We start from the raw sequence: 3787 nt of genomic DNA, 5'->3' as shown, positions 1-3787 counted from the left end.
CCCGATGCGGTGAACGACTTCTCAATCCGGTGGAGATCGCATGTCAGCCCTGACGCCTGCAGAACCACAGCGAGGCCGCGCCCGTCGCCGCGGCGTCGGCCAACCTCGCGGCGGCCACGCTGGCCGCCCCCGCGGCCGTCGTGTCGCGGGCCTTCGCCGAGGCCGCCGAGCAGGTCACCCCCTACCTGCACGACATCGGCATCGAACTCTCGGGGGTACCGCCGCTGCGCGCGGCCATCGCCGAAAGGTATTGCGCGCGCGGACTTCCGACCGATCCCGACGAGATCATGGTGACCACCGGAGCGTTACACGCGATCGGGCTCATCCTCGCCACCTTCACCCAACCGGACGACCGCGTGCTCGTCGAACAACCCACCTATCACGGAGCACTCGCGGCCATGGCCTCGCGTGGGTTGCGGCCCGCACCGGTGGCGCTCACCCCCGCCGGATGGGAACTGGACGCGGTGGAGGCCGCCATCCGCCAACTGGCCCCGAAACTGGCCTACCTGGTTCCGGACAATCACAACCCGACGGGCATGACCTTGCCGGTCCCGGAGCGAAAGCGGTTGGCGCACATCATCGCCGACACGCGCACCCGCACCATCGTCGACGAGACCATCACCGACATGTGGCTCGACGAGCAGGTGCCCGCTCCGTTCGCCGTGTCGATGACCGGCCGCCGCGATCTGGTGCTGACCGTCGGGTCGATGTCGAAGTCGTTCTGGGGCGGGCTGCGGATCGGCTGGATCCGCGCCGAACGCAGCGCCCTGGCGTCCATCGCGGCGCTGCGGCCGGCCCTCGACATGGGCACCCCGATCCTCGAACAACTCGCCGGCGCAAGGCTTCTGGCGGCCGAGGACGAAGTACTGCCCGAGCGTCGGGACCTTCTGCGGTCGCGCCGGGCGCTGCTGCTGCGACTGCTCGCCGAGCACCTTCCGGACTGGCAGCCGGCACCGGGAACGGGCGGACTGTCGTTGTGGGTGCGGCTGCCGGCGCCGATGAGTTCGGCGCTGTCGGCGGCGGCGTCGCGGATGGGACTGGAGATTCCGCCCGGTCCCCGCTTCGGGGTGGACGGCACCCTCGAACGGTTCATCCGGGTGCCCTACACGCTGCCCGATGCCCAATTGACCGACGCGATCGAGTTGCTGGCGCGGGCATGGCGCGCCGTCACCGGTCTGACGCCTCCCGAACCGACCGCCGTGGTGGTCTGACCCGGCCCTCAATCCGGGATCTCGACGCGGCGGACCACGCCGTCGAGTGCGTCGGCCGCCTCGATCTCACCGCGGGTGATGCCGAGGATGAACAGCACCGTGTCGAGGTACGGGTGGCTCAGCGAGGCGTCGGCGACCTCCCGCAGCGCCGGTTTGGCGTTGAACGCCACCCCGAGCCCGGCCGCCGACAGCATGTCGATGTCGTTGGCGCCGTCGCCCACGGCCACGGTCTGCTCCATCGTCACCCCGGCCTGTTGGGCGAAGTCCCTCAGCGCCTTGGCTTTTCCCGGCCGGTCGACGACAGCGCCGACCACCCGTCCGGTCAGTTTGCCGTCGACGATCTCCAACTCGTTGGCGGCGACGAAGTCCATCATCAGCTCGTGGGCCAGCGGCTCGATGACCTGACGAAAGCCGCCCGAGACGATGCCGCAGTAGTAGCCGAGCCGCCGCAGCGTGCGGATCGTGGTACGGGCCCCCGGGGTGAGTTCGATCTGTTCGGCGACATCGTCGAGCACCGACGCCGGAAGACCCGCCAGAGTGGCCACCCGCCGGTGCAGCGATTCGGCGAAGTCGAGTTCGCCCCGCATCGCGGCCTCGGTGACCTCGGCGACCGCCGCCTCGGCACCGGCGTGCGCGGCCAGCATCTCGATCACCTCGCCCTGGATCAACGTCGAGTCGACGTCGAACACGATCAGCCGTTTGGCGCGCCGCGCCAGGCTGTAGTCCTCGAGCGCGATGTCGACGCTCTCCTGCACCGCGACCCGGGCCAGCACCGCCTGCAACTCGCTGTACACCCCGTTGGGGACGGAGACCCGCAGCTCCAGTCCGGTCACCGGGTAGTCCGACACCCCGCGGATGAAGTCGATGTTCACCCCGAGCGCGGCGGCCTCCCTGGCGACCACACCGAACGCCTCGGCGGTGATCGGACGGCCCAGCACCACGATGGTGTGGGTGGACGGCTCCCGCATCACTGGCAGCCCGTCGCTGCCCTCGATGGTGACGTCGAGGCCGACCCCGTGGATGGCCGCTTCGACGTCGGCGCGCAACTCGGGCCCGCCCGCCACGTCCGGCGATGCGGCGACCAGCACGCCGAGCGTCAGCCGGCCGCGGATCACCACCTGTTCGACGTTGAGCAGCTCGACCCGGTGCTGGGACAGCACCTCGAACAGTGCGGACGTGACACCCGGCTGATCCCGTCCGGTGACGGTGATCAGCAGCGACGACCGGTCGCGTGGAGAGCCGGCAGTCCAATCTTGCGATGCGCTCACGCCCGGGTGCCGCTCACCTTCTCCGTCAGGTACGGACGTTCTCGTCGTCGAGCCGCGTCACGTCGCCGTCCTCGGGCCCGTGCGCACGACCGACATGGGCTTCCCGGCGCATCCGCTCGACCATGTGCGGGTAGTGCAGCTCGAACGCGGGACGCTCGGACCGGATGCGGGGCAGCTCGGTGAAGTTGTGCCGCGGCGGCGGGCAGCTGGTGGCCCATTCCAGCGAGTTGCCGTAACCCCACGGGTCGTCGACGGTCACGACCTCGCCGTAACGCCAGCTCTTGAACACGTTCCACAGGAACGGCAGCGTCGAGGCACCGAGGATGAACGCGCCGATGGTCGACACGACGTTCAGCGTGGTGAAGCCGTCGCTGGGCAGGTAGTCGGCGTAGCGGCGGGGCATGCCCTCGTCACCGAGCCAGTGCTGCACCAGGAACGTGGTGTGGAAGCCGATGAACGTCAGCCAGAAGTGCAGCTTGCCCAGCCGCTCGTCGAGCAGTCGGCCCGTCATCTTCGGGAACCAGAAGTAGATGCCCGCGTAGGTGGCGAACACGATGGTGCCGAACAGCACGTAGTGGAAGTGCGCGATGACGAAGTAGCTGTCGGTGACGTGGAAGTCCAGCGGCGGGCTGGCCAGCAGCACGCCGGACAGGCCACCGAGCAGGAACGTCGCGATGAAGCCGATCGAGAACAACATCGGTGTCTCGAACGTCAACTGGCCCTTCCACATCGTGCCTATCCAGTTGAAGAACTTGATACCGGTCGGCACCGCGATCAGGAACGTCATGAAGGAGAAGAACGGCAGCAGCACCGCACCGGTGGCGTACATGTGGTGCGCCCACACGGCCACCGACAGCGCCGCGATGCCCAGCGTCGCGTAGATCAGCGTGGTGTAGCCGAAGATCGGTTTGCGGCTGAACACCGGGAAGATCTCCGACACGATGCCGAAGAACGGCAGCGCGATGATGTACACCTCGGGGTGGCCGAAGAACCAGAACAGGTGCTGCCACAGCAGCACACCGCCGTTGGCGGGGTCGTAGACGTGGGCGCCGAGGTGCCGGTCGGCGGCCAGCCCGAACAGCGCGGCGGTCAGCAGCGGGAAGGCCAGCAGCACCAGGATCGAGGTCACCAGGATGTTCCAGGTGAAGATCGGCATCCGGAACATCGTCATGCCCGGAGCGCGCATGCAGACCACGGTGGTGATCATGTTCACGCCACCGAGGATGGTGCCCAGGCCGCCGACGGCCAGGCCCATGATCCACAGGTCGCCACCGGCACCGGGTGAGTGGATCGCGTCGGTCAACGGCG

General features: G+C 68.6%; 2 protein-coding genes and 1 pseudogene. 1 reads left to right on the top strand and 2 read right to left on the bottom strand.

Annotation, left to right across the window (positions count from 1 at the left end; translation table 11 throughout):
* Positions 1–83 precede the first annotated feature (83 nt).
* Positions 84–1211: pseudogene (locus ASJ79_RS20410) on the top strand (PLP-dependent aminotransferase family protein); the annotation flags it as partial.
* 8 nt (positions 1212–1219) lie between these two features.
* Here ASJ79_RS20410 and serB read toward each other — a convergent pair.
* Complete coding sequence (gene serB / locus ASJ79_RS20405) at positions 1220–2479, bottom strand: phosphoserine phosphatase SerB (protein WP_067959149.1); 1260 nt, start codon at positions 2477–2479, stop codon at positions 1220–1222.
* A 25-nt stretch (positions 2480–2504) separates the two neighbouring features.
* The coding region (locus tag ASJ79_RS20400) for a cbb3-type cytochrome c oxidase subunit I (RefSeq protein ID WP_067959145.1) at positions 2505–3787 on the bottom strand (1283 nt) is incomplete at its 5' end.

This window comes from Mycobacterium sp. NAZ190054 (assembly GCF_001545925.1).
In the GTDB taxonomy this organism is placed as follows: Bacteria; Actinomycetota; Actinomycetes; order Mycobacteriales; family Mycobacteriaceae; genus Mycobacterium.
This window is presented reverse-complemented; position numbering and strand designations above follow the sequence as displayed.